This window comes from Corynebacterium sp. c24Ua_83, from assembly GCF_039907245.1.
Classification (GTDB): Bacteria; Actinomycetota; Actinomycetes; order Mycobacteriales; family Mycobacteriaceae; genus Corynebacterium.
On the sequence record NZ_JASBOI010000011.1, the window covers coordinates 17,890 to 40,297 of the forward strand.

Genomic DNA, 22,408 nt, shown 5'->3' on the forward strand with positions numbered 1-22,408 from the left:
CAGCGGCTGGCTAGTAGCTGACCAGCCCGGCTGGCTAGTGGGGCCGGCTACTGGCTAACGCAGCTCCGCGAACATCTCCTCTGCGCCGGCATCGTCCCACAGTGCGACGTTGCCGGCGTAAGTGTTTTCATAACCTGCAATCGGCACGGTCTCCTGCTTCGCCCCGCCGGCCATAGCCAGACCCAGCGAGGCGAGGTTCCACACGTGGTCGTCCTCGTTGACCGTCATGTTCGCGCTGAGGGCATCGGCGACCTTCAGGTTCTTAAATGGGTTCAGCAGCGTACCGGGGGACTTGATCTTCTTGGACAGCTCGGCCAGGAACTTGCGCTGGCGCTCCACGCGGTCCAGGTCTCCCTGCGCCGAGGCGTAGCGGGAGCGCACGTACCCCAGCGCGGTCGGCCCATCGAGTTCCTGGCAGCCGGCCTGCAGGTTGATGCCCGCCATTGGGTCATCCAGCGGCTCGTCCAGGCACATCTCCACGCCGCCGACCGCGTCGACAACATTGGCGAATCCGCCGAAGCCGATTTCTGCGTAGTGGTCCAGATGGATGCCCGTCGCCTTCTCCACGGTCTGCTGCAGCAGCGCCGGCCCGCCGAGGGAAAACGCCTGGTTGAGCTTATTCTGCCCATAGCCAGGGATGTCAACCCAGCTATCGCGCGGCAGGGAGAGCATGGTCGCGTCTCCGCCGAAGCGGGGAATGTGCACCACCATGATCGTGTCTGTGCGCCCCACCGAATCGTCGAGCTCCCCGGCCATCAGACGGTCGGCGTCCTCCTCGCTCAGCCCGGCGCGGGAGTCCGAGCCCACCAGGAGCCAGTTGGTGCCGGAGGTGCTCCCCAAGCGGCCGTCGTAATCCTGCAGGGCATCGGTGCGCTGGAGCTTCGTATCGATCCACACGGCCGCGCCGATGCTGAATGCCAGCACGATGGCCAGCAGTAGACCTAGCGCCTTGAAGAAGCCGAAGCGCTTGCGCTTCCTCGGCCGCGGGGTAGCCCGCCCGCGGGGGCGCCGAGTGGGGCGCGGGGGCTCGCCCCTGCCAGCACGGCCCCTGCCGGAGCGGTCGTCGGGGTAGCCGCCGAATTGCGGCTCGCCGAAAGGTTGACCCGGTTGGGGCTGTTGGCCCGGATACTGACCCTGATATTGGCCCGGCTGCGGCTGGTGGCCCCGGTTGGCATCGAGGTTGGCATCGCGTGGCGGGAGCGGCTCGGCACGGCGGTAGCGCGGCCCTTCGGGCTGATTCGGGATCTCGCGGCGCTGGGGCTCCCTGTGCCCGGGGGGCCCGGTGGGCTCGTTGTTGCTCGGAGGGATGACGCCCTTACGCACCGGCCGCCCGTAGCGATCCAGGATGGGCTTGCCGTGTCGATCCCGGGCGATCTCCATGCCTCCGGCACCGTCCGTGCCGCCGGAATTGTTGGCGGGGCGGCGGGGGCCGAAATTATCGCGAGAATTCATGGGGACAATAATAACGGGTTCCGGGGACATGGCTGGCGTCAATGCAGTGGTACAGCGGCGCTCGAAGGGCCTAACTGTGCACTAAAACAGCACAGCGTAGCCGACGAATGCGACGGTATCGATCAGCCCGTGGCCGATGACGAGGGGCCAGATCCGCCCGGTTCGCTTGAAGTACCAGAGGTAGATGACACCCATGATGATGTTGCCCAGCCCGGCGGAATACCCCTGGTAGAGGTGGTAGCTGCCCCGCAGCAGCGCGCTGGCGGCGAACACCCACACCCAGCTGATGCGCAGCTGCCGCAGACGTGTGCTGAGCCAAGCTACGACCACCAGTTCCTCGGCGAATCCATTGGCCCAGGAGTTCACTATCAGCAGCGGGATCCGCCACCAGGATTCGTCCAAGCCAGTGGGCACGACCTGCTTTGATAGCCCCAGGTGAACCGCGCCGAAATAAAGCGCCAGCCCAGGTAGTCCGATGATCGCGGCCAGCCCCGCCCCGTGCAGCCAGTCGCGGCCCCGCAGCCGCCAGCTGCGCACCAGCGCCGGGGTGGGCAGGTGCCGTAGCAGCAGGAATATCGCTAACCCGCCCCAGGCGAAGAGCACGCCACTGGAGAGCAGCTGCAGTATCGGATCCAGCCAGGGCAGCACCGATTGTGCCTGGTTGAGGGTGGCTTTCTGCTCGTTGAGCGCCTCCGGACTGACGGTTGCCTCCACCAGCCGGGCAATGGCGCGCAACCCCGAGGTGCCGAAGGTGATGCCCAGGACGAGCAGTAGCTCCCAACGCAGTACCGTGCGGTCGCTGGTGTTAGTGCTCATGACTGTGGCTGTTGTCGGGTTTGGCGCGGAAATCCAGGGCCTCTATATCGCCCGGAACCGCAACGCTGAGGCTTTCGGCGGGCAGGCGCGAGGCGGCGTCCATAATAAAGGCAGCGAGGGAAAGCAGCGTCGCTGCGCTCGTGCGATTGCCGACCGCACCCAGCATCAGGGCGATCGGCCAGCGGCCGGGCACGCGCTCGGGGGCGACGAGCGGCAGCGTGACGGCCGCCCAGCCCGTCAGGTTCCACAGGGTGCCCCAGGGTGTCCAGGCGGTTTGCGCCCAGAAGTTATCGGTGGGCTTGAGCTGGGAAAACGCTCCGGGAGGTGGCGGTGCGCAGGCGAGAGTCGGGGTGGCGATCACGTCGAAGTGCGGCCACGCCTGCTGTGGGTCTAGCCCGACTATCTGTTTTTCTAACTGTTGACGCCGCCATTTCGGCACCTGCCGGCCTTCCTCACGGAGCCAGGTAGTGATGGGCGACAGCGTGCCCGGTAGGTCCGCACAGCGGGCGGCGATGAGGTCGCGGAAGAGCTGGAAGGTGGCCGGGGGATAGGGGGCTGGCGCCTGGGTGACGGACTCGACGAGCGGATGCGTGGTGGCCAGCGCCGTGGCTGCGGCGGTGGCAGCGGCGATGTCCGGTGAGACAACGCTGCGGGTGTGGAAGGGCTGGTTGGTGTAGCCGATGCGCAGAGGCCGTGGCGGTTGAGCGGGCTCCAGGTGCAGCGTGTCCGTATCCGGCGCGGGCAGGCCGTAGGCGCGGGCGGTGGTGAGTAGGTCGGAGGCGATAAACCCCTGTGCGACCGGTGTAAAAGAGCCGAACCGGTGGTTGTGGGCGGGCTTCAACGCGGCGAGCCCGCAGCAGGCCGCGGGGATGCGGATGGAGCCACCGCCGTCGGTGGCGTGGGCGATGTTCACCAATCCACGGGCGACGGCCGTGGCCGCCCCGCCGGAGGAGCCGCCGACCATGATCGCAGAGTTCAGCGGATTGACGGGCTGAGGCATACCGACGGGCTCGGTATAGGCGGTGGTGCCGTACTCCGCGGAGGAAGACGCACCCACTAGCGTGGCCCCGCCCACCAGCAGGCGGTGGGCGGCCGTGTCGTGGTAGTTGGCCACGAAGCTGTGGTGAACCGAGCCCATCGTGGTGACCTCGCCCGCCACCTGCTGCAGGTCCTTGATCAGCACCTCCTCGCCGCCGAGGGGGAGATCCGGGTGACTGCGCAGGAAATCGTAGCTGTGGGGGTTGTCGTAGACGCGGGCCACGCCCAATTGTGCGTTGCTGAGCCCAGTATCGCGCCGGGCGCGGGCTAGGCGGGCGGCGAAAGTGTTGGGCTGGTCGGGCGTGCGGTTCATTGCTTCCCAAGGATATACCCGGGATATGGCCGGGGAGGCTTCGTCTCCGGGAATCGCAGGGAATCTAAATCCGGGAATGGCAGGGAATCCCCGGTGAGGTTCTCCACTAGACTGCGTTGCATGAGTGGTTCCACAAGTGATTCTTCTGTGCGCGTAGCGTTCCTCGGCCCCGAAGGGACCTTCACCGAAGAGGCGCTGAAGCAGTTTAAGCAGCTCGGCGCAGTACCGGAGGGTGCCACCGAGATTCCCGTCGCCTCCCCACGGGTGGCGCTGGACATGGTGCGCGACGGCGAAGCTGACTTCGCGTGTGTGGCACTGGAAAGCTCCGTGGACGGTCCGGTCTCGCAGACAGAAGATGCGCTGACCTACGGCAAGCCGCTGCAGATCTACCGCGAGGTGCTCGTACCGGTGGTGTTCTCTATCCTGGTGCGCCCCGGCACCAAGCTCGAGGACATCACGACGCTGACCACCCACCCCGTCGCCGAGGCACAGGTGCGCAACTGGGTGGCGGAGAACCTGCCTGACGTTTCCTTCGTCCCCGCCTCCAGTAACGGTGCGGCCGCGGCAGCAGTGAAGGCCGGGCAGGCGGATGCCGCCGCAGCGCCGGCCCGCGCGGGCGAGATCCACCAGCTGGATGCCGTGGCCGAGGGGGTGGCCGACGTCGCCGGCGCCCAGACCCGCTTCATCCTGGTTGGCAACCCCGGCAAGCCCACCGAGCGCACCGGCAACGACCGCAGCGGCATGGTGCTCTGGTTGCCGAACGTGCCCTCCAGTCTGCTGGACGCAATCGCCGAGCTGTCCACCCGCCAGGTGGACATGGCCCGCATCGGCTCCCGCCCCCGCCGTACTGGGGAAAAGGGCGAGGGTGCGGCCAACGGCAACTACGTCTTCCACATCGGCATCGTCGGCCACATCGAGGACGCCGCCGTGGCCGAAGCCCTGGCTGGACTGTACCGCCGTGCGGAGGACGTGCGCTTCCTGGGCAGCTGGCCCTCCGCGGAACCACTGCCGGTCGCGGAGACCTCTACCACCCATCCGCTGCATCGCCATGCGGGCAGTGCCCCGCCGAACTACGCTGAGTCCAGTAGATGGATTGAGGAACTCAAGTGCGGCCAGAAGGGTAGCTAGGCAATGGCACAATCGACACGTCTTTTCCTGGTCAGGCACGGCCAGACGACCTCTAACGCCATTCACGCTTTGGATACCGCGCTGCCCGGTGCCGACCTCACCGACCTGGGCTGGGAGCAGGCCGCAGAGGCCGGCGACTGGCTCAGCGAACGCACCCAGCGCCTGAAGATCGCTTCCTCGTTTGCTGCTCGCGCGCAGCAAACTGCCGTGGGGCTGGCCGGTGCGTTCGGTGGGGAGATCGTTCCTGCGGGCTTCTCCCGCGGGGAATCCTTAGATGACGCCACCGCCTCCGCCCGCGCGACGGATCACATTCAAGCTGCGCTGCAGCGGCTACCGCGGGTCTCTGAGATCCCAGCCGGGCAGTACGAGATGAAGAACGACGAGGACGCACACGAGGCCTACCACTCCATCCTGGGCGCCTGGATGCTCGGCCGGGTGGACAAGGCCGTGCCCGGCGGCCTATCCGGCGCGGAGGTGCTGCGCGAATACCTGGCCACGCTGCTGGTCGCACTGGCTGACAACGAGGCGGCGAACCGGGAGGCAGTACAGAACGGAGCTGAGCCCACCGATGTTGCGCTAATCAGCCACGGTGCCGTGATCCGCCTGGTCGCCCGCTTCCTGGGCGGGGTGGATCCGGAGTGGGCCTTCATGCACTACCTGGCCAACGGCAACGTCATTACCCTGCGCGTGCCAGACAACATTGCCGAGTTGGTTGACGTTGCGGTGGGCCGGCCTGGGGCGTCACAAAATAAGACAGAAACGAACAGGGCCGAAACAACGGCGGCGCGCTCCGGGGTGCTCGACAGTCTGGAGGGCTCTTTCGAAGTGCTGGGGTGGGGCGCGGCGACGCTCTAGCCCCAGCCGAGTTCGTGCAGGCGGTCGTCGTCGATGCCGAAGTGGTGGCCGAGCTCGTGGATGACGGTGATGGCGACCTGTTCGACTAGCTCTTCCTCGGTGTCGCAGATGTCCTCGAGGGCGTGGCGGTAGATCGTGATCTTATCGGGCAGGGCAGATGTGTACTCGGAGGTACGCTCTGTCAGCGCGATGCCCTCGTAGAGACCCAGGATGTGCGGGCTTTCGGGGTTGTAGCCCTCGGTGACGATGGCGACGTTGCTGACGTTATCCAGCAGCTCGCGGGGGATGCGCCGAAGGCCGAGGTCAACGAGCTCTTCGAAGCGCTCGGGAGAAACGTCGATGGCCATGGGAAGTGCCCGCCTACGGCGCCGGGGCTGGGTTGGCAGCGTTGTCGGGCCGTGCATCCCGGCGCAGCGGGTTGCGCTTCGGCGGGGTCTTCGGTGGGTGGCCGTCGATGGTGAATTCGCTGCGCACATCGCCGGCCAGGGCGGCGAATCCGCCGCCGGGGCGACCGAACGTCAAAGCGCAGTTCACGGTGCGTGAGCCCGCATCCCAAGATTGGCGCTGCAGCGTGGTCCAGAACGGCGTGAGCGTGGAGTTGTACAGCGCATCGTCGCCGCCCAGGTAATCCTTCGCGGCCTTGGTGCAGACCTTGTTCAGGAACTCGTTCTGCTTCTTCGTATCCGGCCACGCACCGGGGAACTGCTCGCCGAGGTCCACCACGGAGGTCACCTGCCAGGCGTGCGGCTCTTCGCACGGAACCTCGTTGGTCAGATCGCCATCGGCGCGGACGCAGCGGTTCTTTTCGAAGTAGCGCGACTGATCTTGCTTAGCGGCGAAGCCGGTGGTCTCGGTGGTGCGGCCGGTGGCGTCTGGAACCATCACGCCACACAGCATCGTGCGGTCGCCGTCGTTCCACGCGGACTGCGGGGGCAGGATCGGGGAGATGGAGTAGCGCCCCTCCGGGTCGAGCTTGCCCTCGAGGTACTGCATCGTCGGCCCGATGCAGAGCTCGTTGGTCAATTCTTCTTGACGCTTCAAGTCCGGCTGCTTTGCGGATGAGCCGAACTCGCTGGTGGGGTACTGGCCGAGGTCTTCACGGGAGCTGACCTCGAAGCGGTGAGGCTGCTCGCAATCCACGGTGGCGAAGCCGGAGTTCACACCGTCTTTGCCGGGCTTCCAATTCACACAGTCGCCGTTGCTGGCCTCGGTGAACGTAGTGTTGTTCACGTGCTGCCCCTGCTTTTCATCGGCCGGCACCAGCGGAGTGCTGCCCTCGGGGGCGACGAAGGCGAAGGCTGCGGCGCTGACACCACCGCACAGGGCGGAGAACAATGCGATGGTGAGGCTGCGTGCTCTGCGGCGGGTTTTCGCTTCGCTGGTGGTCATGGGGCTCGCTCTAAATCTGCTTCGGGGTTTTCGGCTGTATCCGACAGTAATTGTGAGGCCAGTCTAGTAGGGGTTGTGCCATAGGGGGGAACTGGGCAGACAACTACGAGGGCGAACCGGCTAAGCTAATCACCATGATTGATCTGAAGTTTCTGCGCGATAACCCCGATGTAGCCCGTGAATCCCAGCGCACTCGTGGGGAGGATCCGGCGCTGATCGACCAGCTGCTGGAGGCCGATTCCCAGCGCCGCGAGGCCATCAGCGCCGCCGACGCGGCCCGTGCGGAACAGAAGGCATTCTCCAAGGAGATGGGGCAGAAGATGCGCTCCGCCTCCGACAAGGAGAAGCAGGCCCTGCGCGAGGAGGGCAAGCAAAAGGCCGAGGCAGTCAAGAAGCTGGAGGAGGCCCAGTCCAGCGCCGAGCAGGCCGTCTACGACCTGCAGATGCAGATTTCCAACATTGTGGAGGAAGGCGCGCCGGCCGGTGGCGAGGAGGACTTCGTCACCCTCGACGTGGTGGGCGAGCCGCCGCAGTTCGACTTCGAGCCGAAGGATCACCTCGAGCTGGGCGAATCCCTGGGGCTGATCGACATGAAGCGCGGCACGAAGGTCTCCGGCGCTCGCTTCTACTTCCTCACCGGCGACGGTGCGCTGCTGCAGCTGGGCATGCTGCAGCTGGCGGCCCAGAAGGCCGTGGAGCACGGCTTTCAGCTCATGATCCCGCCGGTGCTGGTGCGCCCCGAGGTCATGTCCGGCACCGGCTTCCTGGGTGCCCACGCAGATGAGATTTATCACCTGGAAGAAGACGACATGTACCTGGTCGGCACCTCCGAGGTGGCGCTGGCCGGTTACCACTCCGAGGAGATCATCGACCTGTCCAACGGCCCGCTGCGCTACGCCGGCTGGTCCTCTTGCTTCCGCCGCGAGGCTGGTTCTTATGGCAAGGACACCCGTGGCATCATCCGCGTCCACCAGTTCGACAAGGTGGAGATGTTCGTTTACTGCAAGCCGGAGGAGGCCACGGAGCTGCACCAGGAGCTGCTGGCCATGGAGCGCGAAATGCTGGCGGCCATTGAGGTGCCCTACCGCGTGATCGACGTCGCCGGCGGCGACCTCGGCTCCTCGGCGGCCCGCAAGTTCGATACGGAGGCGTGGGTCCCCACCCAGCAGACGTACCGCGAGCTGACCAGTACCTCTAACTGCACCACCTTCCAGGGGCGCCGCCTGAAGACCCGCTACCGCGATGCCGACGGCAAGGCGCAGACCGCCGCCACCCTGAACGGCACCCTGGCGACAACCCGCTGGTTGGTGGCCATTTTGGAGAATCACCAGCAGGCCGACGGCTCCGTGGTTGTGCCGAAGGCGCTGCGTCCTTTCGTTGGTAAAGATATTCTGAAGCCCAGCGAATAGCCCAGCGAATCCGGCGCCTGCAGCGCCGACTCGGCCGTGAATGTGCCCCCGGCGCGCTGGCCGAGCCACAGTTTTAAGGATCCCAAGAGAGGTAACCACCACCCATGTCGTCGCTCGATAGCTTCAGCTTCCCCGATGGCTACCAGCCCAAGATCACCGGCCACAAGGAAGCCAAGGAGATCCCCTATGGCTTCCCGACGATCGGCGTCACCAAGCTGTGGTTCCGGTACATGCAGCACCTAGATTGCGCAGTCTACGGTGCGGAGAATATCCCCGCCGACGGGCCGGCGATGATCGCCGTTAACCACACTGGCTACTGGGACTTCACTTACGGGGGCATCCCGGCGCACGTGCGCGGTGGCCGCGTGGTTCGTTTCATGGCGAAGAAGGAGATCTTCGACGTCAAGGGCGTGGGCGCGCTCATGAGCTCCTACAACCACATCCCCGTCGACCGCGCGGACGGCCAGGCCGCGGTGGATCAGGCCATCAAGCAGCTGAAGGCCGGCGACCTGGTGGGCATCTTCCCGGAGGCCACGATCTCTCGATCCTTCGAGATTAAGGAGTTCCGCCAGGGCGCCGCACGCATCGCCTACGAGGCTGGCGTGCCGCTGATCCCGCTGACCATTTGGGGTTCCCAGCGCGTGTGGACGAAGGGCCGCAAGCCGATTTGGCGGCCGAAGGAAACCCAGCTGGTGATCACCGTCGGCAAGCCGGTCGAGGTCACCGAGGATGCCCAGGCCACCACTGAGCGCCTGCACCAAGCCATGGTCGAACAGATGGATCTGACCCGCCAGCGTTGGGAGGAGCGCTTCGGCCCCATGCCCGAGGGCGAATTTTGGGTGCCGGCCGCCCTCGGCGGAACCGCGCCGACGCTGGAGGAAGCCACAGTCCAGGACCGCGCCGATGCCGCGGCCCGTAAGGAAAAGCGCGCCCAGGAGAAGGCTGAGGCCGAGCGTCGCGCCGCCGCCGAGGCTCGCGAACGCGAGCAGGCCACGGGCATCAATAAGATCCTGGTGCCGCTGCGCCAGCGCATCAACCGTCTGCGCAAAAAGTAGGCCCGAGCGATGCAGGATTCCCCGTTGCTGGTGGTCAGCGACGTTGACGGCACCCTGCTCAACAGCAGGGAGCGGGTCTCGCAGCGGATGCGCCGCGCGGTGAATTCGATGCTGCGCGAAGGCACCGTCTTCACCATCGCCACCGGCCGCCCGCCGCGCTGGCTGATGCCCGTCTTCGAGCAGCTGCCCGTCCGGCCCGTCTGTGCCTGCGCCAACGGCGCCATTATTTATGACGCCGACCGGGATCAGATCGTGCACGCCGCGACCCTCGAGCCGGACCTCATCCGTACCCTCATCGCACAGCTCAGCGAGTCCGTCCCTGGAGTGGGCTTCGCCGTCGAACGGGCCGGAACCAGCGCCTTCGACCGTGCCGACGAGCTATTTTCCGTCTCGCCCGGCTACGACCACGCCTGGGATTCCACCGAGCATGCCGTCCAGTCCCTCGAAGAGCTCGCCGCTACGCCCGTGGTGAAGCTGCTGGTTCGGGATCCCAATCGAACCTCGGCCGAACTCTTTGCTGCGGTGCGGCCTTTTATTGACGCCACCCAGGCCAAAGCCACCTACAGCTATGAAGGGGGCCTGGTGGAGGTCGCGGCGGCGGGGATCTCCAAGCGCTCCGCGCTGGAATGGATTGCCGCACAGATCGGCGTAGAGGCCGCGCAGACCATCGCCTTTGGGGATATGCCGAATGACACGGAGATGCTTACCTGGGCGGGGCACGGCGTGGCGATGGGCAATGCCGAAGGGTCGTTGAAGGAAATCGCCGACGAGGTCACCCTGACGAATGACGAGGACGGCGTGGCTGCCGTCCTCGAACGGTGGTTTTAGGCAGCCATGTCCAAGCTAAGCGAAAACGTACGCCGGAAGGTAGCCCAGCTGCAGGTGCGCCACGAGGGGCTGAAGAAGCGCAGCTATGGATTCCTGGTCGGCCCGCTGACGCTGCTCATAGGGTGGCTGCTGGTGGTCGGCGGCATCCTCATTATCCCCACGCCCGGGCCGGGCTGGTTCCTGCTGTTCTTCGGCATCGGCGTGCTCTCCTTCGAGATGGCCTGGCCCAACCGACTGCTGGATTGGGGACTACGGAAATACGACAGTTTCGAGGAGTATTGGAAGCGGCAGGGGGCGGCGACCAAGAGCTTCATCGGCGTGGGCTTCCTGGCGGGCTGCGCCGTGGTCTTCAGCGGCATCTTCTGGGTGATGTGGAACACCGGGATGCTCGGCTTCGCTGAAGGCTGGCTAGGGGACTGGGTGGAGGAGCTGCCCGACTGGGCCGGGTTTAAAGAACCGCTTGCCTGAAATCGCTGCACCGGGCGGCACACCGAGGTGGCGTCATGACCAAAAACAGTGAGTTAGCGCGGTAACCTGGCAGGCATGACTGAGCAGACACAGAGCGGACAGAACTACGACCTCATCGTTGTCGGCAGCGGCTTCTTCGGCCTTACCGTGGCCGAGCGCGCGGCAACCCAGGCCGGCAAGAACGTGCTGGTGGTGGAGAAGCGTTCCCACATCGGCGGCAACGCATACTCCGAGGCTGAGCCGGAGACGGGTATCGAGATCCACAAGTACGGTGCGCACCTGTTCCACACCTCCAACAAGCGCGTGTGGGATTACGTCAACCAGTTCACGGACTTCACCGACTACCAGCACCGCGTGTTTGCAATGCACAAGGGCACTGCCTACCAGTTCCCGATGGGCCTGGGGCTGATCAACCAGTTCTTCGGCAAGTACTACAGCCCGGACGAGGCCCGCCAGCTGATCAAGGACCAGACTGACGGGCTGGACCCAGCAGAGGCCAAGAACCTCGAGGAAAAGGGCATCGCCCTGATCGGCCGACCGCTGTACGAAGCCTTCGTGCGCGACTACACCGCCAAGCAGTGGCAGACCGACCCGAAGGAACTGCCGGCCTCGAATATCTCCCGCTTGCCGGTGCGCTACACCTTTAACAACCGCTACTTCAACGACACCTACGAGGGCCTACCGGTGGAGGGCTACACCGCGTGGCTGGAGAATATGGCCGCCGACGAGAAGATCGAGGTGCGCCTGGATACCGACTGGTTCGAGATCCGCGACGAGGTCCGCGCGGCCAACCCGGATGCGCCGGTTGTTTACACCGGCCCGCTGGATCGCTACTTTGACTACGCCGAAGGCCACCTGGGCTGGCGCACCCTCGATTTCGAGACCGAGGTGCTGAACACCGGTGACTTCCAGGGCACCCCGGTGATGAACTACAACGATGCGGAGTTCCCGTACACCCGCATTCACGAGTTCCGTCACTTCCACCCGGAGCGGGGCGACAAGTACCCGAAGGACAAGACGGTCATCATGAAGGAGTTCTCCCGCTTCGCGGAGGAGGGCGACGAGCCGTACTACCCGATCAACACCCCGGAGGATCGCGAGAAGCTGGAGGCCTACCGCAAGCTGGCCGCGGCGGAGGCTGCGGAGAACAAGGTGTTGTTCGGCGGGCGTCTGGGCACCTACCAGTACCTGGACATGCACATGGCTATCGGAGCGGCGCTGTCGATGTACGACAACAAGCTGGCGCCGTACTTCGAGTCGGGCGAGCCGCTGGAGCAGGAGCGCGGGCACTAGGGGCCGGTTTTGGGGGTTACTCCGGCCAGATGGAGAACTGCTCCATTGCATCGGTCGCGTGGTGGGAGCGTAAATACTCGCGCATATATGGCAGCTCGTAATCGACGAACCCGTGGGCTGTTGGGCGGATTATCTCTGCCTCAATGAGGGGTAGCCGCCGGTCGCCGTGGTTGCGTTGTCGAGTGCGTGAAGGGTCCACGAGACCCCGACTTGTTCGGTGGTCTTTTCAAGCGCCGCGCGTACTTCTTCAATCGGCACCATTCCGGTTTCAATTTTGTTCGCGCGACGCAAGAAGGTCACAGGGTTACGACCTTCGTCAGCGGCAAGAAGTGGTTTCACAGCACCAGGAATGCCAGCCATCGCAATCGCAATCTCCCGGTCTTCGCGGACGAGATGTTGAATGGTTGTCCCGAACTCAATGATTTCGTCCATGTGGGCGTAGTGCAGCTCGTCCAGGGTGATAAGTAGGCCGACTGGTTCTTGGTTGAGTCGGGCGTCAAGCTCAGCCTGTCGGTCGAAAAGCTCGTCGAGTACCGACCTCAACGTCGGTGTGGGCGAAAAGGAGGGAATGGCTTCGGTCTCGAAGCCGAGGTAAGAGAGATCGATGCCGGAGAGGCGACGTTTGGGCTCGTCGGAAAGATCTTGAAGGAGGCTGAAGGCACGGTCACGAATGCGGTCGTTGAAACCACGAGTCGTGGTTTCGGAGATGACGTGTCATGAGTGCGTCTTCGCGACCGCTTCGAATTCATTTAACGAAACAGTCTTGCCGATACCCTTAGGGCCGGTAATGATGGAGATACGTTCATGGCTTCCGGGGCCATCCTGGATGGCGGCATCGAAATCGTGGAGGTATTCATCGCGTCCTGCGAGAACCAGCGGTGTCTTCCCAACTGTTGCGGTGAAGGGGTTCTTGGGTCGAGCTGAAGTGGACGGCATCTTGCCTCCTTACCATCTCTTACTATCTTTACTATCTTTACTATTTCGTCGCTAGATCGCGGTTTCTTCATTCAAAGAAAGCTGCACTAATATCGCACGAGTGTCGCGTGAGAAAACCCAAACAAAGGCAACCCAGCAAGAGCTATCGCCAGGGCGAGTGAGCAAGTTCCTCGCCCTGCCAGTGGCGCCAGTCCTACTGGTTCTCGTCGGGTCACTGGGTACCCAGGCTGCGGCGGTGTTGGTCACGGACATGCTTACTACTGTCGGCGCGCCGGGCGTATCGGGCCTGCGCATGACCGCCGCCGCCATCATCATGGTGGTTATCTTCCGCCCGAAGCTGTCCGGAATGACGCGCGCCCGTGCCCTCAACATCGTCGTTTACGGTATCGCCATAGGCATGATGAACATGATGGTTTACGCAGCCATCGCTCGCCTGCCCCAGGGCGTCGCCGTCACCATTGACTTCCTCGGCCCCTGTGTTGTGTCCTTCCTGGGGCTGACGATGTGGCGCTCCCGTCTGTGGGCCATCGCCGCGTTCGTCGGTGTTGCGCTTATCGCGCAGCCCTCCAATGACCTGGACATTGTCGGTATTGGATTCGGCGCAGTCGGCGCAATCTTCTTCGGCGCGTACACGCTGTTTGCCGCCCGTGTTGGCAAGACCGAGGGCGGCGGCATGCCCGATTTGGCGCTGTCTGTAGTTGTCGCCGCGCTTGTGCTCGCGCCGTTCTCTGCCTCCGCGGTGCCGCATGTGGACGCCACGATGTGGGGCATTATCGTCATCTCTGGTTTTATCGGTGCCGTTGTGCCCTATGTAGTGGATACAATCGCCGCCGGAATTGTCTCGGCGGCGGTCGTCGGCACGCTATTTGCCCTGGATCCGGTGATCGGCGCGATCCTGGGCTGGGCTTTCTCCGGCGACCAGCTCACCTGGTCCATGGTGGCGGGCATCGTCCTGATCGCGACCGCCGGCGCCATTATTACGTGGCGTGGAGCCCAGGAATCTCGGAAGCTGCATTCGTTGTCCGAAGTAGAGACCTAGCCAACTGGAGCTGTGTCGCACAAGCTCTTGCGACGGGCTTTCATGGATAATCGGATATATTCCAATGTCTTTAATGCCTATGCGGAGGTTTGTGTTCAGCAAATGAACGCTCAGCCAGTGAAAGCCAATACCAACGATGGGTTCGACGCCACCCGCCTAGCACGCATTCTGCTGCCGAAGCGCGGCGAACCACGCAACGTGCGCTCCCTGTATTTCGTGGAGAACGAGGCCACCACCCCCGGCCGCGTCAACGCCGTCTCCCGCACCGAAGCGATCCTGCCCGCGGGCAGCGAAACCTCCTTCGAGACCTACTTCAATGCCTTCCCCGCCTCCTACTGGCGCCGCTGGTCCCAGCTGGACGAGGTCAAGCTGCGTATCGAGATCACTGGTGAGGCTCGCGTAGACCTTTACCGCTCCAAGTACGACGGCTCCCGCATTGGCATCGAGGGCGCCCAGATCGAAACTGACGAAAACGGCCACGGTGTTGCCGAGTTCACCATCTCCCTGGCTCCGTTCGAGGACGGCGGCTGGATCTGGTTCGACCTGACCTGCGAGAAGGAAACCCGCCTGCACTCCGCGGGCTGGTACGCCACCGTCGAGGCCGGCGAACAGACCCTCGAAGGCGAGACGTTGCCGGCCGCTGAGCCGAGCGTCACTATCGGCATCCCGACCTTCAACCGCCCGACCGACGCGGTCGCAGCACTCCACGCTCTCGCTTCCGACCCCGAGGTCGACTGCCGCATCGAGGCCATCATCATGCCCGACCAGGGCGACAAGCATCCCGCCGACGAGCCGGACTTCGACGAGGTTGCGGAGCACTTCGGTGACCGCCTGCGCATCGTGCAGCAGGGCAACTTGGGCGGATCCGGCGGCTACTCCCGCATCATGTACGAGGCACTCCACGAGGAGCGGGGTACCGCCAGCCCGTACATCCTGTACATGGACGACGACATCGCCATCGAGCCCGATAGCGTGCTGCGCTCCCTGGCGGCCGCCCGCTACGCGAAGTCCCCGATGCTGATCGGTGGCCAGATGCTGAATCTGCAGGAGCGCAGCCACCTGCACACGATGGGTGAGGTTATCGACCGCGGCTCCTTCATGTGGACCGCCGCGCCCCACACCCACTACGACCACGACTTTTACCAGCACCCGCTGCGCGACCTGGGCGATGGTGCTGCTCACAACGCAGCAGGCCAGCCCATCGCGCCGGTGGCCCGGGACGTGGTGAGCAAGGGCTACGGCACTCCGAATAGTTCGGAGAACTCCAAGGATCTGCACCGCCGCATCGACGTTGACTACAACGGCTGGTGGATGTGCATGATCCCGCGTGTCGTCGCGAAAACCATCGGTCAGCCCCTCCCGCTGTTCATCAAGTGGGACGACGGCGAGTTCGGCCTGCGTGCGAAGGACGCTGGCTTCCCCACGGCCTCCTGGCCGGGCATCGCGATCTGGCATATGGCCTGGTCTGATAAGGACGATGCCATCGACTGGCAGGCATACTTCCACCTGCGTAACCGCCTGATTGTTGCTGCGATCCAACACGACGGCAGCCCGCGCGGCATTGTTGCCTCGATGGCGAAGGCCACCGCCAAGCACCTGCTGTGCCTGGAGTACTCCACCGTCGCCATCCAGAACGAGGCGATGAAGGACTTCCTGGCTGGTCCGGATCAGCTGTTCGACATCCTGGAGACCTCTCTGCCGCGCATCGCGAAGCTGCGCAAGAACTACTCCGACGCGGTCGTGATCCCGTCGGCCACCGACCTGCCCGCCGCGACGGGCGGACCGGCCCACCTCACGCGCATTCCGCTGAGCAAGAAGGCCAAGGTTGTCACGCTTGCCAAGGGGCTGCTGAACAACGCCAAGCCTGCCGACGCCCGTCACCACCACGCACCGCAGGTGAACCTCCCGCCCATCGAAGCCCGCTGGTTCAGTCTCTCCCGCGTGGACGGGGCGACCGTGACCACCGCCGATGGCAAGGGAGTGGTGTACCGCAAGCGCGATCGCGGCCAGATGCTGGCCCTGGCACGGGAGTCGATGCGCCTGCAGAAGCAGGTCGCGGATCGCTTCGATGAGCTCCGCGATGCCTACCGGGCAGCGCACCCGTACCTGACTAGCCGGGAAGGCTGGGCGCAGATTTTTGAGCCCGAGCGCGCGGCTGAAAACTAACACCCCATACTGAAACCGAGCCAGACCGAAGTTACTGAAGTTAAGGACAACGCAGAAACAATGAGCGCCACAAGCGTAAGCGGCGACCCGCTGGGCGAATCCGACCTGCTGGTCGCACTGCAAAAGCAGCTGACCGACAAGCCGGGTGTGCTGCCCACCGCCCGGGGCATGAGCCACTTCGGTGAGCACGCCCTCGGCTGGATGGGGTCCGCCGCCCTGGGCTACGGCCTGGCCGTCGCGCAAGGCAAGCCCGCCGACGGGCCGGAACGCCGCGGATGGCTGACCGTGGGCGTCAGCGCCTTCCTGGCGCACGCCGCCAGCGTGGTGCTCAAGCGCATCATCCGTCGCCCTCGCCCGCACGATCCGCGCATTAAGATCGGCGTGGGTACTCCCTCGAAGCTCAGCTTCCCGTCTTCGCATGCAACCAGTTCCACCGCCGCGCTCGTGGCCTTTACTCAGTCGGCGAACAACCGCACCGGGGCGCTGCCCCTCGTGGGCATCCCGGCGATGGCGCTGTCGCGCATGGTGTTGGGCGTACACTATCCCTCTGACGTCGCCCTCGGAAGCTGCATCGGCGCTGCCACGGCCATTGCCGTGCGCAGGGTTGTCGATGGGGACGTGGGGGCGTCACAAAGAAAAACAGTGAGGAGAAGAGTCAGTGAGCGAACAGCCTAGCAACGGCCGGCCGGAGCCGTTGATCGGCACGGAGCCGCACACGTCCGGGCTGGAAGATCCCAACCAGGCGACTAGCACCGCCACCGAAACGAAGAAGCTGCGCCCGCCGCGCAACCTGCCGGAGGCGATGATCAAGGCGCTGCGTCCGAAGCAGTGGGTCAAGAACGTGCTGGTCATCGCGGCTCCTGCGGCTGCTGGCGGGGAGCTGCTCTTCCACAGCCGCGTGCTGCTGGACGTACTGATCGCATTTATTGCCTTCTGCCTGGCGGCCAGCTCGATCTACCTGATCAACGATGCCCGCGATGTGGAGGCCGACCGTGCGCACCCGACCAAGCGCTTCCGCCCGATCGCGGCGGGTGTGTTGCCGGTGGGGTTGGCGTACGCGATGTCGGTGGTGCTGATCATTGCGGCGATTGGTGGCTCGCTGTTGGCCTCGTCGGGCACGAACTTGGCGATTGTTGTGGCGGTGTATATCGCGCTGCAGCTGGGCTACTGCTTCGGTTGGAAGCACCAGCCGGTGATCGACATTGCGCTGGTGAGCTCCGGTTTCATGCTGCGTGCGATGGCCGGCGGTGTGGCCGCTTCGATCCTGCTTTCGCAGTGGTTCCTGCTGGTCGCGGCGTTCGGCTCGCTGTTCATGGCGGCGGGTAAGCGCTACGCGGAGCTGAAGCTTTCGCTTCGCTCGGGCGCGAAGATCCGCAAGTCTCTGGAGAGCTACACCCCGACCTACCTCCGCTTTGTCTGGACCCTGGCTGCCACCGCCGTGGTGCTGAGCTACGCGCTGTGGGGCTTTGGCCTGGCGCAGACAGTCGAGTCCGGTGTGGCCGCCGTGTGGTACCAGGTCTCGATGGTGCCGTTTACCATCGCGATTCTGCGTTATGCCGCGGACGTTGACCGCGGTGAGGGCGGCGCGCCCGACGAGATCGCCCTCGAAGATCGCACCCTGCAGCTGCTGGCTCTGGCCTGGCTGTTCTGTGTGGCGATGGCGGTTTACATCGTGCCGCTGTTCTAGGTTTAACTCTCTGCTCTTTCTTTGTGACGCCGACTTCTCCTTTGTGGGGGAGTCGGCGTTCTGCACTTTCGGGGGTGCGTTGGATTTCTAGCTTGCTAGTTATGGGGTTGCAGTGGCGCGAGTGAAGCGAGGGGGGCATGTGATTAGGCGACTTTAAGGATGTGCTGAGAAGTTTCTAGGGGTGTAGCGTTTCGCGAAAGAGATTCGATCATTACGTTGAGTGCGATCGTAAAGATTTGGTAACGTACACGCATCCTGTGTTTCGAGGCGGACCTTTGGTGCGCCTCTCGTCATATACGTTTCAAGACATTTAGGACTACATGAACACGACTAAGAAGACCAAGGGTTTGGGCTCCAAGCTCACTGCGTTCCTGGTAGCTATTGCCACTGCGCTGGGCATGGCCGTTGTCACTGCACCCACTGCTGCTGCTGACAACCGTGGCCACCTGCGCCCGGGCTGCCACTGGAGCAAGCACAAGTACTACCTGCAGAACTGCTGGGTTTACTCCCCGGCGATGGGGCAGAAGATCCAGGTGCAGATCAAGCCCTCTTCCCGCGGCGGTAACGCTGGCGTCTACATGTTGGACGGCCTGCGCGCACGCCAGGACTGGAACGCCTGGGTTTGGTCGGGCAACGCTGTGAAGAAGTTCGTCAACGACGACGTGACCCTGGTCATGCCGGTCGGTGGCCAGGCTCAGTTCTACACGGACTGGGTGGGCCCGTACGGCGGTAAGGGTGGCCCGAAGAAGCCGCGTTGGGAGACCTTCCTGACCCGCGAACTGCCGGGCTACCTGCAGCGCAACTTCGGCGTGAGCCCGACCCGTAACTCCATCGTTGGCCTGTCCATGGGTGGCACTGCCGCAATGAACCTGGCCGCATGGCACCGCAACCAGTTCAAGCAGGCGACCTCCCTGTCTGGTTACCTGAACCCGACCTGGCCGGGTATGTATGCCGGAATCCAGTACGCGATGTCTGACGCTGACCAGGGTGCAAACATCTGGGACATGTGGGGCAGCCCGGTCGATCCGCGCCGCTTCCGCAATGATCCGACTGTTCAGGCTGGCCGTTTCCGCGGTATGCCGCTGTACTTGGCTGCCTCCGGCGGCGTGCCGTCTCGCGGCGAGAAGTTCCTGGAGAACCCGCGTGGTGTTGGTGCCGGCATCGGCCTGGAGTGGATGGCCCGCACCTCCACCGCGAAGTTCGAGATGGCTGCCCGCGCAGCTGGTGCTCGCCCGGTTGTGAGCTACCCAATCAACGGCCTGCACGCATGGCCGTACTGGGATGCGGAGCTGAGCAAGGCTCGTCCGCACATCCTGCGCGCGCTGGGTGCCTAATCTTAGGTCGTTCCAGCTTTAACTAAAGCCCAAGAAAGCCACTGTCCTGGTTACCGCCTGGGACGGTGGCTTTTTGTGTGTCCGAGGTGTGTGAGGTGCGTCGTTGAGGGCTAGGGTGTGGGTCGAGCCGGTGGGGTATTGAGGCTTAAAGGCGAATGGAGCGTAGGGGCGTCAATAATAAAAAACCTCAAGAGTCACATAAGTAACACTGGCAACATGGTAGGCTAACCCTCAAGTAAAACTTTAAATGTTCCGCGTGTTGTCCATGTGAAAGCGCTTTTGCTTGCCATAATTGCTCACGTGCTAGAAGCGCACCTGCGATATAAGAGTGAAGAGCTTTAGGAAATCCAGGTCGCGATAGACGTAAACGTGAATAGAGAATGGCCTGAAGAAGCGCCCGGTGGTGTTCGAAGCAGGAGGGGAACCTGCTTCGGCCGCAAAAACCGGCGCTTAGACACGCGCTAGACAAAGCTAGCCAAGCGAACCAACCAGACCACAGCAACCAAAGCTACACATACAACCAAAAAGCAACAGAAAGAATGAAGACTATGCGCCTAGCAGCGAACCTCTCCCGTCGCACTCGCTCCGCCAGCAGCCCCCGCCGTAAGAGCGCGGCGATCCTGGCCCTGCCGCTTTCCGTTGCGCTGGCAATGCCAATGATGCCGGCCGCCACCGCGCAGAGCTCCCTCGGTGGCTCCATGGGCCCGGGCTCCGGCACCAGCTACCTGGATCCGGACAGCGTACCGAAGCGCACCCCGCGCCAGGTCACCGAGCAGCACCTGGAGGGTCTGCCGGAGGGCGTGAGCGTGGACCGCGTCGAGTGGATCACCGAGCGCTGGGCCAACATCTTCATCAACTCCGCCGCCATGCCTGGCAAGCCCATCAAGGTGCAGATCCTGCTGGCCCGCGACTGGTACTCCCAGCCCGACCGCAAGTTCCCGACCGTATGGGCCCTGGACGGCCTGCGCGCCCGCGAGGATGAGTCCGGCTGGACCCTGTCCACCAACATCGCCAACCAGTACGCAGACCGCAACGTCAACGTGATTCTGCCCGTCGGCGGCGAGTCCTCCTTCTACACGGACTGGAACGAGCCGGAGAACGGCAAGCACTACAAGTGGGAGACCTTCCTGACCAAGGAACTGCCGCCCGTCCTGCGCGAGGGCTGGCGCGCCAACGAGGATCGCGCGATCACCGGCCTGTCGATGGGTGGTACTGCCGCAATGAACCTGGCCGAGCGCTTCCCGGAGATGTGGAAGTTCGTCGGCTCCTTCTCCGGCTACCTGGACACGACCTCCTACGGCATGCCGGAAGCCATCGCCTACGCCACCAACGACGGCAACGGCTACGACGCCAAGAAGATGTGGGGCGAGTTCGGCTCCCAGGACTGGATCGACCACGACCCGAAGCTGGGTGTGGATGCGCTGAAGGACATGACCGTCTACGTTTCCGCGGGTAACGGCAACGCGGGCAAGTACGACAAGCCGGGCACCATCCCGGGCATGCCCTCCAACATGGCCGGCTTCGGCCTTGAGGCTATGTCCCGCATGACCACCGAGACCTTCGTCAAGTACGCAAAGAAGGCCGGCGTGAAGCCGATCACGGCCTTCCGCCCCTCCGGCACCCACGACTGGCCGTACTGGCAGTACGAGATGATCCAGGCGTGGCCGCACATTGCGGACGCTCTGGGCATCCCGGAAGCTGACCGCGGCGCGAAGTGCAAGATTGGCGGTGCCATCGCGGAGAACATGAAGAACGCCCCGGAGACCCTCGGCGCCTGCATCTCCAATGAGTACGACGCCAAGAACGGCGGCAAGGTTCAGGACTTCCGTGGCGGCCGCGCCTACTGGTCCCCGAAGACCGGCGCCCACTACGTGTGGGGTCGCATCGGCGCCCACTACGCCTCCATGAACGGTCCGGACTCCTGGCTGGGTTACCCGACCTCCGAGGAGAACGTCATCTCCAACGGTCGCGGCCGCTACACCACCTTCGAGAACGGCGCGATCTACTGGACCCACGAGACCGGCGCCCACGCTGTGCCTAAGGACTTCATGGATGAGTGGGGCAAGACCGGCTGGGAGAACGGCCCGTTGGGCTACCCGATCTCCGAGCTGGAGAAGGTCGGCGATAGCTACATGCAGAAGTACCAGAACGGCGTGATCATCCGCGATAAGGACAACAAGACCAACTACGTCCAGGGCAAGATCGCCGAGAAGTACCTGCAGCTGGGCGGCGCGACCTCTAAGCTGGGCAACCCGAAGAGCGGCGAGCTGGCCATCAAGGGCGGCCGCTTCTCCGAGTTCGAGCACGGCAACATCTACTGGTCCCCGTCCACCGGCGCGCACGTGATCTACTACGGCAACGTGTTCGACGAGTGGGGTAAGCGCGGCTGGGAGCAGGGCAAGCTCGGCTACCCGATCAGCGACCACGAGGACATCCCGGCGGGCGGAACTCGGATCAAGTTCCAGCACGGCGAGATCCGCGAGGTCAACGGACGCGTTGAGGTGCTCTAACTGTGGGCGTCACAAAGAATAGGCAGTTTCGTGTGGCCGCCGGTGCCGCGTGTGCGGCGCTGCTCTCGCTGGCCACGCTGACGGCATGCGGCGGCGATGAGACGGTCGACAATTCGGCGGAGTCCACGACGGTGCCTTCGGTGACGGAGTCTGCGACCGCGACCGAGAAGTCCGACGACGACAAGGACGGCAAGGACGGGGCCGACGACAAGGACGGCGAGTCTGGTTCTTCGGAAGGCAATGACGCCCCAGAACCCGCCGGTGACCGTGATGGCGCCCCGGCACAGGACGGCGCCGTGGACGAGGTCGACGACATTCCATCCGGCACGCAGCGCAGCGATCAGGACAAGGACTTCCTGAAGCGCCTGAAGGATGGCGGCATCGATCTGGCGAAGGCCAACGACGCAGCGGAGATCGGTGGCCTGGAAGATCAGCTCATCGCGGCTGGTCACGCGCACTGCACCGCCGAGGGCGGTGGGCAGGCCGATGTGTACACCCCGTTGGCTGCAGGCCAGCTGGAGGCTAACGGCGTGATCGACGGTGATCCGAAGAAGGCCGAGGACGCTATTCGCGAGGCCGCGAAATCCGCGTATTGTTAGTGGTCACTCGTTTCCCATAACCAGGTTGTCCGCCATAGGTGGCGAGGGCAGCCTGGTTTTGCTTTAGAAGCTCTGGAAGTTTTAGAAGCTCTA

The 22,408-nt window shown here is 64.1% G+C and carries 21 protein-coding genes; 14 read left to right on the top strand and 7 right to left on the bottom strand.

Features of this window, described 5'->3' with window-relative positions; all coding sequences use genetic code 11:
- Nucleotides 1–54: 54 nt before the first annotated feature.
- The 3 genes from QKE30_RS07690 to QKE30_RS07700 all read right to left on the bottom strand — a co-directional run bounded on the left by QKE30_RS07690 (nucleotide 55) and on the right by QKE30_RS07700 (nucleotide 3,619).
- Complete coding sequence (locus tag QKE30_RS07690) at nucleotides 55–1,452, bottom strand: LCP family protein (RefSeq protein ID WP_239202006.1); 1,398 nt, start codon at nucleotides 1,450–1,452, stop codon at nucleotides 55–57.
- Between the two features lie 81 nt (nucleotides 1,453–1,533).
- Nucleotides 1,534–2,268 carry a type II CAAX endopeptidase family protein gene (locus tag QKE30_RS07695; protein ID WP_239202004.1) on the bottom strand — a complete coding sequence of 245 codons (735 nt, stop codon included), beginning with the start codon at nucleotides 2,266–2,268 and terminating at the stop codon, nucleotides 1,534–1,536.
- Complete coding sequence (locus QKE30_RS07700) at nucleotides 2,258–3,619, bottom strand: amidase (protein ID WP_239202002.1); 1,362 nt, start codon at nucleotides 3,617–3,619, stop codon at nucleotides 2,258–2,260. The genes QKE30_RS07695 and QKE30_RS07700 overlap by 11 nt, the downstream gene beginning before the upstream one ends.
- 120 nt (nucleotides 3,620–3,739) lie before the next feature.
- On the opposite strand from QKE30_RS07700, the gene pheA reads away from it, so the two are divergent.
- Both pheA and QKE30_RS07710 read left to right on the top strand, forming a co-directional pair.
- Nucleotides 3,740–4,747 (top strand): prephenate dehydratase, encoded by a 1,008-nt coding sequence (gene pheA, locus QKE30_RS07705; RefSeq protein WP_239202000.1) that lies wholly within the window; start codon nucleotides 3,740–3,742, stop codon nucleotides 4,745–4,747.
- 3 nt (nucleotides 4,748–4,750) lie between these two features.
- Nucleotides 4,751–5,602: a histidine phosphatase family protein gene (locus QKE30_RS07710; RefSeq protein WP_297667177.1), complete on the top strand. Its 852-nt coding sequence runs from the start codon at nucleotides 4,751–4,753 to the stop codon at nucleotides 5,600–5,602.
- On the opposite strand, the gene QKE30_RS07715 is transcribed toward QKE30_RS07710, so the two are convergent.
- Entirely contained in the window at nucleotides 5,599–5,949 is a 351-nt protein-coding gene (locus QKE30_RS07715) for a metallopeptidase family protein (protein ID WP_239201998.1), read from the bottom strand. The two genes, QKE30_RS07710 and QKE30_RS07715, sit on opposite strands and share 4 nt — an antisense overlap.
- A gap of 13 nt (nucleotides 5,950–5,962) precedes the next feature.
- Nucleotides 5,963–6,991, bottom strand: a complete 1,029-nt coding sequence (locus QKE30_RS07720) for a septum formation family protein (RefSeq protein WP_239201997.1) — start codon at nucleotides 6,989–6,991, stop codon at nucleotides 5,963–5,965.
- A 134-nt stretch (nucleotides 6,992–7,125) separates the two neighbouring features.
- Here QKE30_RS07720 and serS point away from each other — a divergent pair, with 134 nt between their 5' ends.
- From serS to glf, 5 genes are all read left to right on the top strand, one after another.
- Nucleotides 7,126–8,400: a serine--tRNA ligase gene (gene serS, locus QKE30_RS07725; RefSeq protein WP_239201996.1), complete on the top strand. Its 1,275-nt coding sequence runs from the start codon at nucleotides 7,126–7,128 to the stop codon at nucleotides 8,398–8,400.
- 104 nt (nucleotides 8,401–8,504) lie between these two features.
- On the top strand, nucleotides 8,505–9,455 hold the full coding sequence (locus QKE30_RS07730) for a lysophospholipid acyltransferase family protein (protein WP_239201995.1): 951 nt from the start codon (nucleotides 8,505–8,507) through the stop codon (nucleotides 9,453–9,455).
- A gap of 9 nt (nucleotides 9,456–9,464) precedes the next feature.
- On the top strand, nucleotides 9,465–10,283 hold the full coding sequence (locus tag QKE30_RS07735; RefSeq protein ID WP_239201994.1) for an HAD family hydrolase: 819 nt from the start codon (nucleotides 9,465–9,467) through the stop codon (nucleotides 10,281–10,283).
- 6 nt (nucleotides 10,284–10,289) lie between these two features.
- Nucleotides 10,290–10,751 (top strand): TIGR02611 family protein, encoded by a 462-nt coding sequence (locus QKE30_RS07740; protein ID WP_239201993.1) that lies wholly within the window; start codon nucleotides 10,290–10,292, stop codon nucleotides 10,749–10,751.
- A 75-nt stretch (nucleotides 10,752–10,826) separates the two neighbouring features.
- Nucleotides 10,827–12,044 (top strand): UDP-galactopyranose mutase, encoded by a 1,218-nt coding sequence (gene glf, locus QKE30_RS07745; protein ID WP_347934523.1) that lies wholly within the window; start codon nucleotides 10,827–10,829, stop codon nucleotides 12,042–12,044.
- A gap of 129 nt (nucleotides 12,045–12,173) precedes the next feature.
- Here the strand turns inward: glf and QKE30_RS07750 are convergent, their stop codons facing one another.
- Entirely contained in the window at nucleotides 12,174–12,476 is a 303-nt protein-coding gene (locus QKE30_RS07750) for a hypothetical protein (RefSeq protein ID WP_347934524.1), read from the bottom strand.
- A gap of 282 nt (nucleotides 12,477–12,758) precedes the next feature.
- Nucleotides 12,759–12,980 carry a hypothetical protein gene (locus QKE30_RS07755; RefSeq protein ID WP_347934525.1) on the bottom strand — a complete coding sequence of 74 codons (222 nt, stop codon included), beginning with the start codon at nucleotides 12,978–12,980 and terminating at the stop codon, nucleotides 12,759–12,761.
- Nucleotides 12,981–13,137: 157 nt separating this feature from the next.
- On the opposite strand from QKE30_RS07755, the gene QKE30_RS07760 reads away from it, so the two are divergent.
- The 7 genes from QKE30_RS07760 to QKE30_RS07790 all read left to right on the top strand — a co-directional run bounded on the left by QKE30_RS07760 (nucleotide 13,138) and on the right by QKE30_RS07790 (nucleotide 22,315).
- On the top strand, nucleotides 13,138–14,019 hold the full coding sequence (locus QKE30_RS07760; protein WP_239201990.1) for an EamA family transporter: 882 nt from the start codon (nucleotides 13,138–13,140) through the stop codon (nucleotides 14,017–14,019).
- Nucleotides 14,020–14,121: 102 nt separating this feature from the next.
- Nucleotides 14,122–16,185: a glycosyltransferase gene (locus QKE30_RS07765; protein ID WP_347934526.1), complete on the top strand. Its 2,064-nt coding sequence runs from the start codon at nucleotides 14,122–14,124 to the stop codon at nucleotides 16,183–16,185.
- A gap of 60 nt (nucleotides 16,186–16,245) precedes the next feature.
- Nucleotides 16,246–16,860 carry a phosphatase PAP2 family protein gene (locus QKE30_RS07770; protein ID WP_239201986.1) on the top strand — a complete coding sequence of 205 codons (615 nt, stop codon included), beginning with the start codon at nucleotides 16,246–16,248 and terminating at the stop codon, nucleotides 16,858–16,860.
- On the top strand, nucleotides 16,844–17,872 hold the full coding sequence (locus tag QKE30_RS07775; protein ID WP_035005858.1) for a decaprenyl-phosphate phosphoribosyltransferase: 1,029 nt from the start codon (nucleotides 16,844–16,846) through the stop codon (nucleotides 17,870–17,872). Before QKE30_RS07770 ends, QKE30_RS07775 begins: the two co-directional genes overlap by 17 nt.
- Before the next feature lie 320 nt (nucleotides 17,873–18,192).
- A complete protein-coding gene (locus QKE30_RS07780; RefSeq protein ID WP_297667159.1) occupies nucleotides 18,193–19,206 on the top strand; it encodes an alpha/beta hydrolase family protein in 1,014 nt (337 codons plus the stop codon).
- Between the two features lie 539 nt (nucleotides 19,207–19,745).
- Nucleotides 19,746–21,716 (top strand): alpha/beta hydrolase-fold protein, encoded by a 1,971-nt coding sequence (locus tag QKE30_RS07785; protein ID WP_239201982.1) that lies wholly within the window; start codon nucleotides 19,746–19,748, stop codon nucleotides 21,714–21,716.
- 2 nt (nucleotides 21,717–21,718) lie between these two features.
- Nucleotides 21,719–22,315: a DUF732 domain-containing protein gene (locus QKE30_RS07790; RefSeq protein ID WP_239201980.1), complete on the top strand. Its 597-nt coding sequence runs from the start codon at nucleotides 21,719–21,721 to the stop codon at nucleotides 22,313–22,315.
- Nucleotides 22,316–22,408 lie beyond the last annotated feature (93 nt).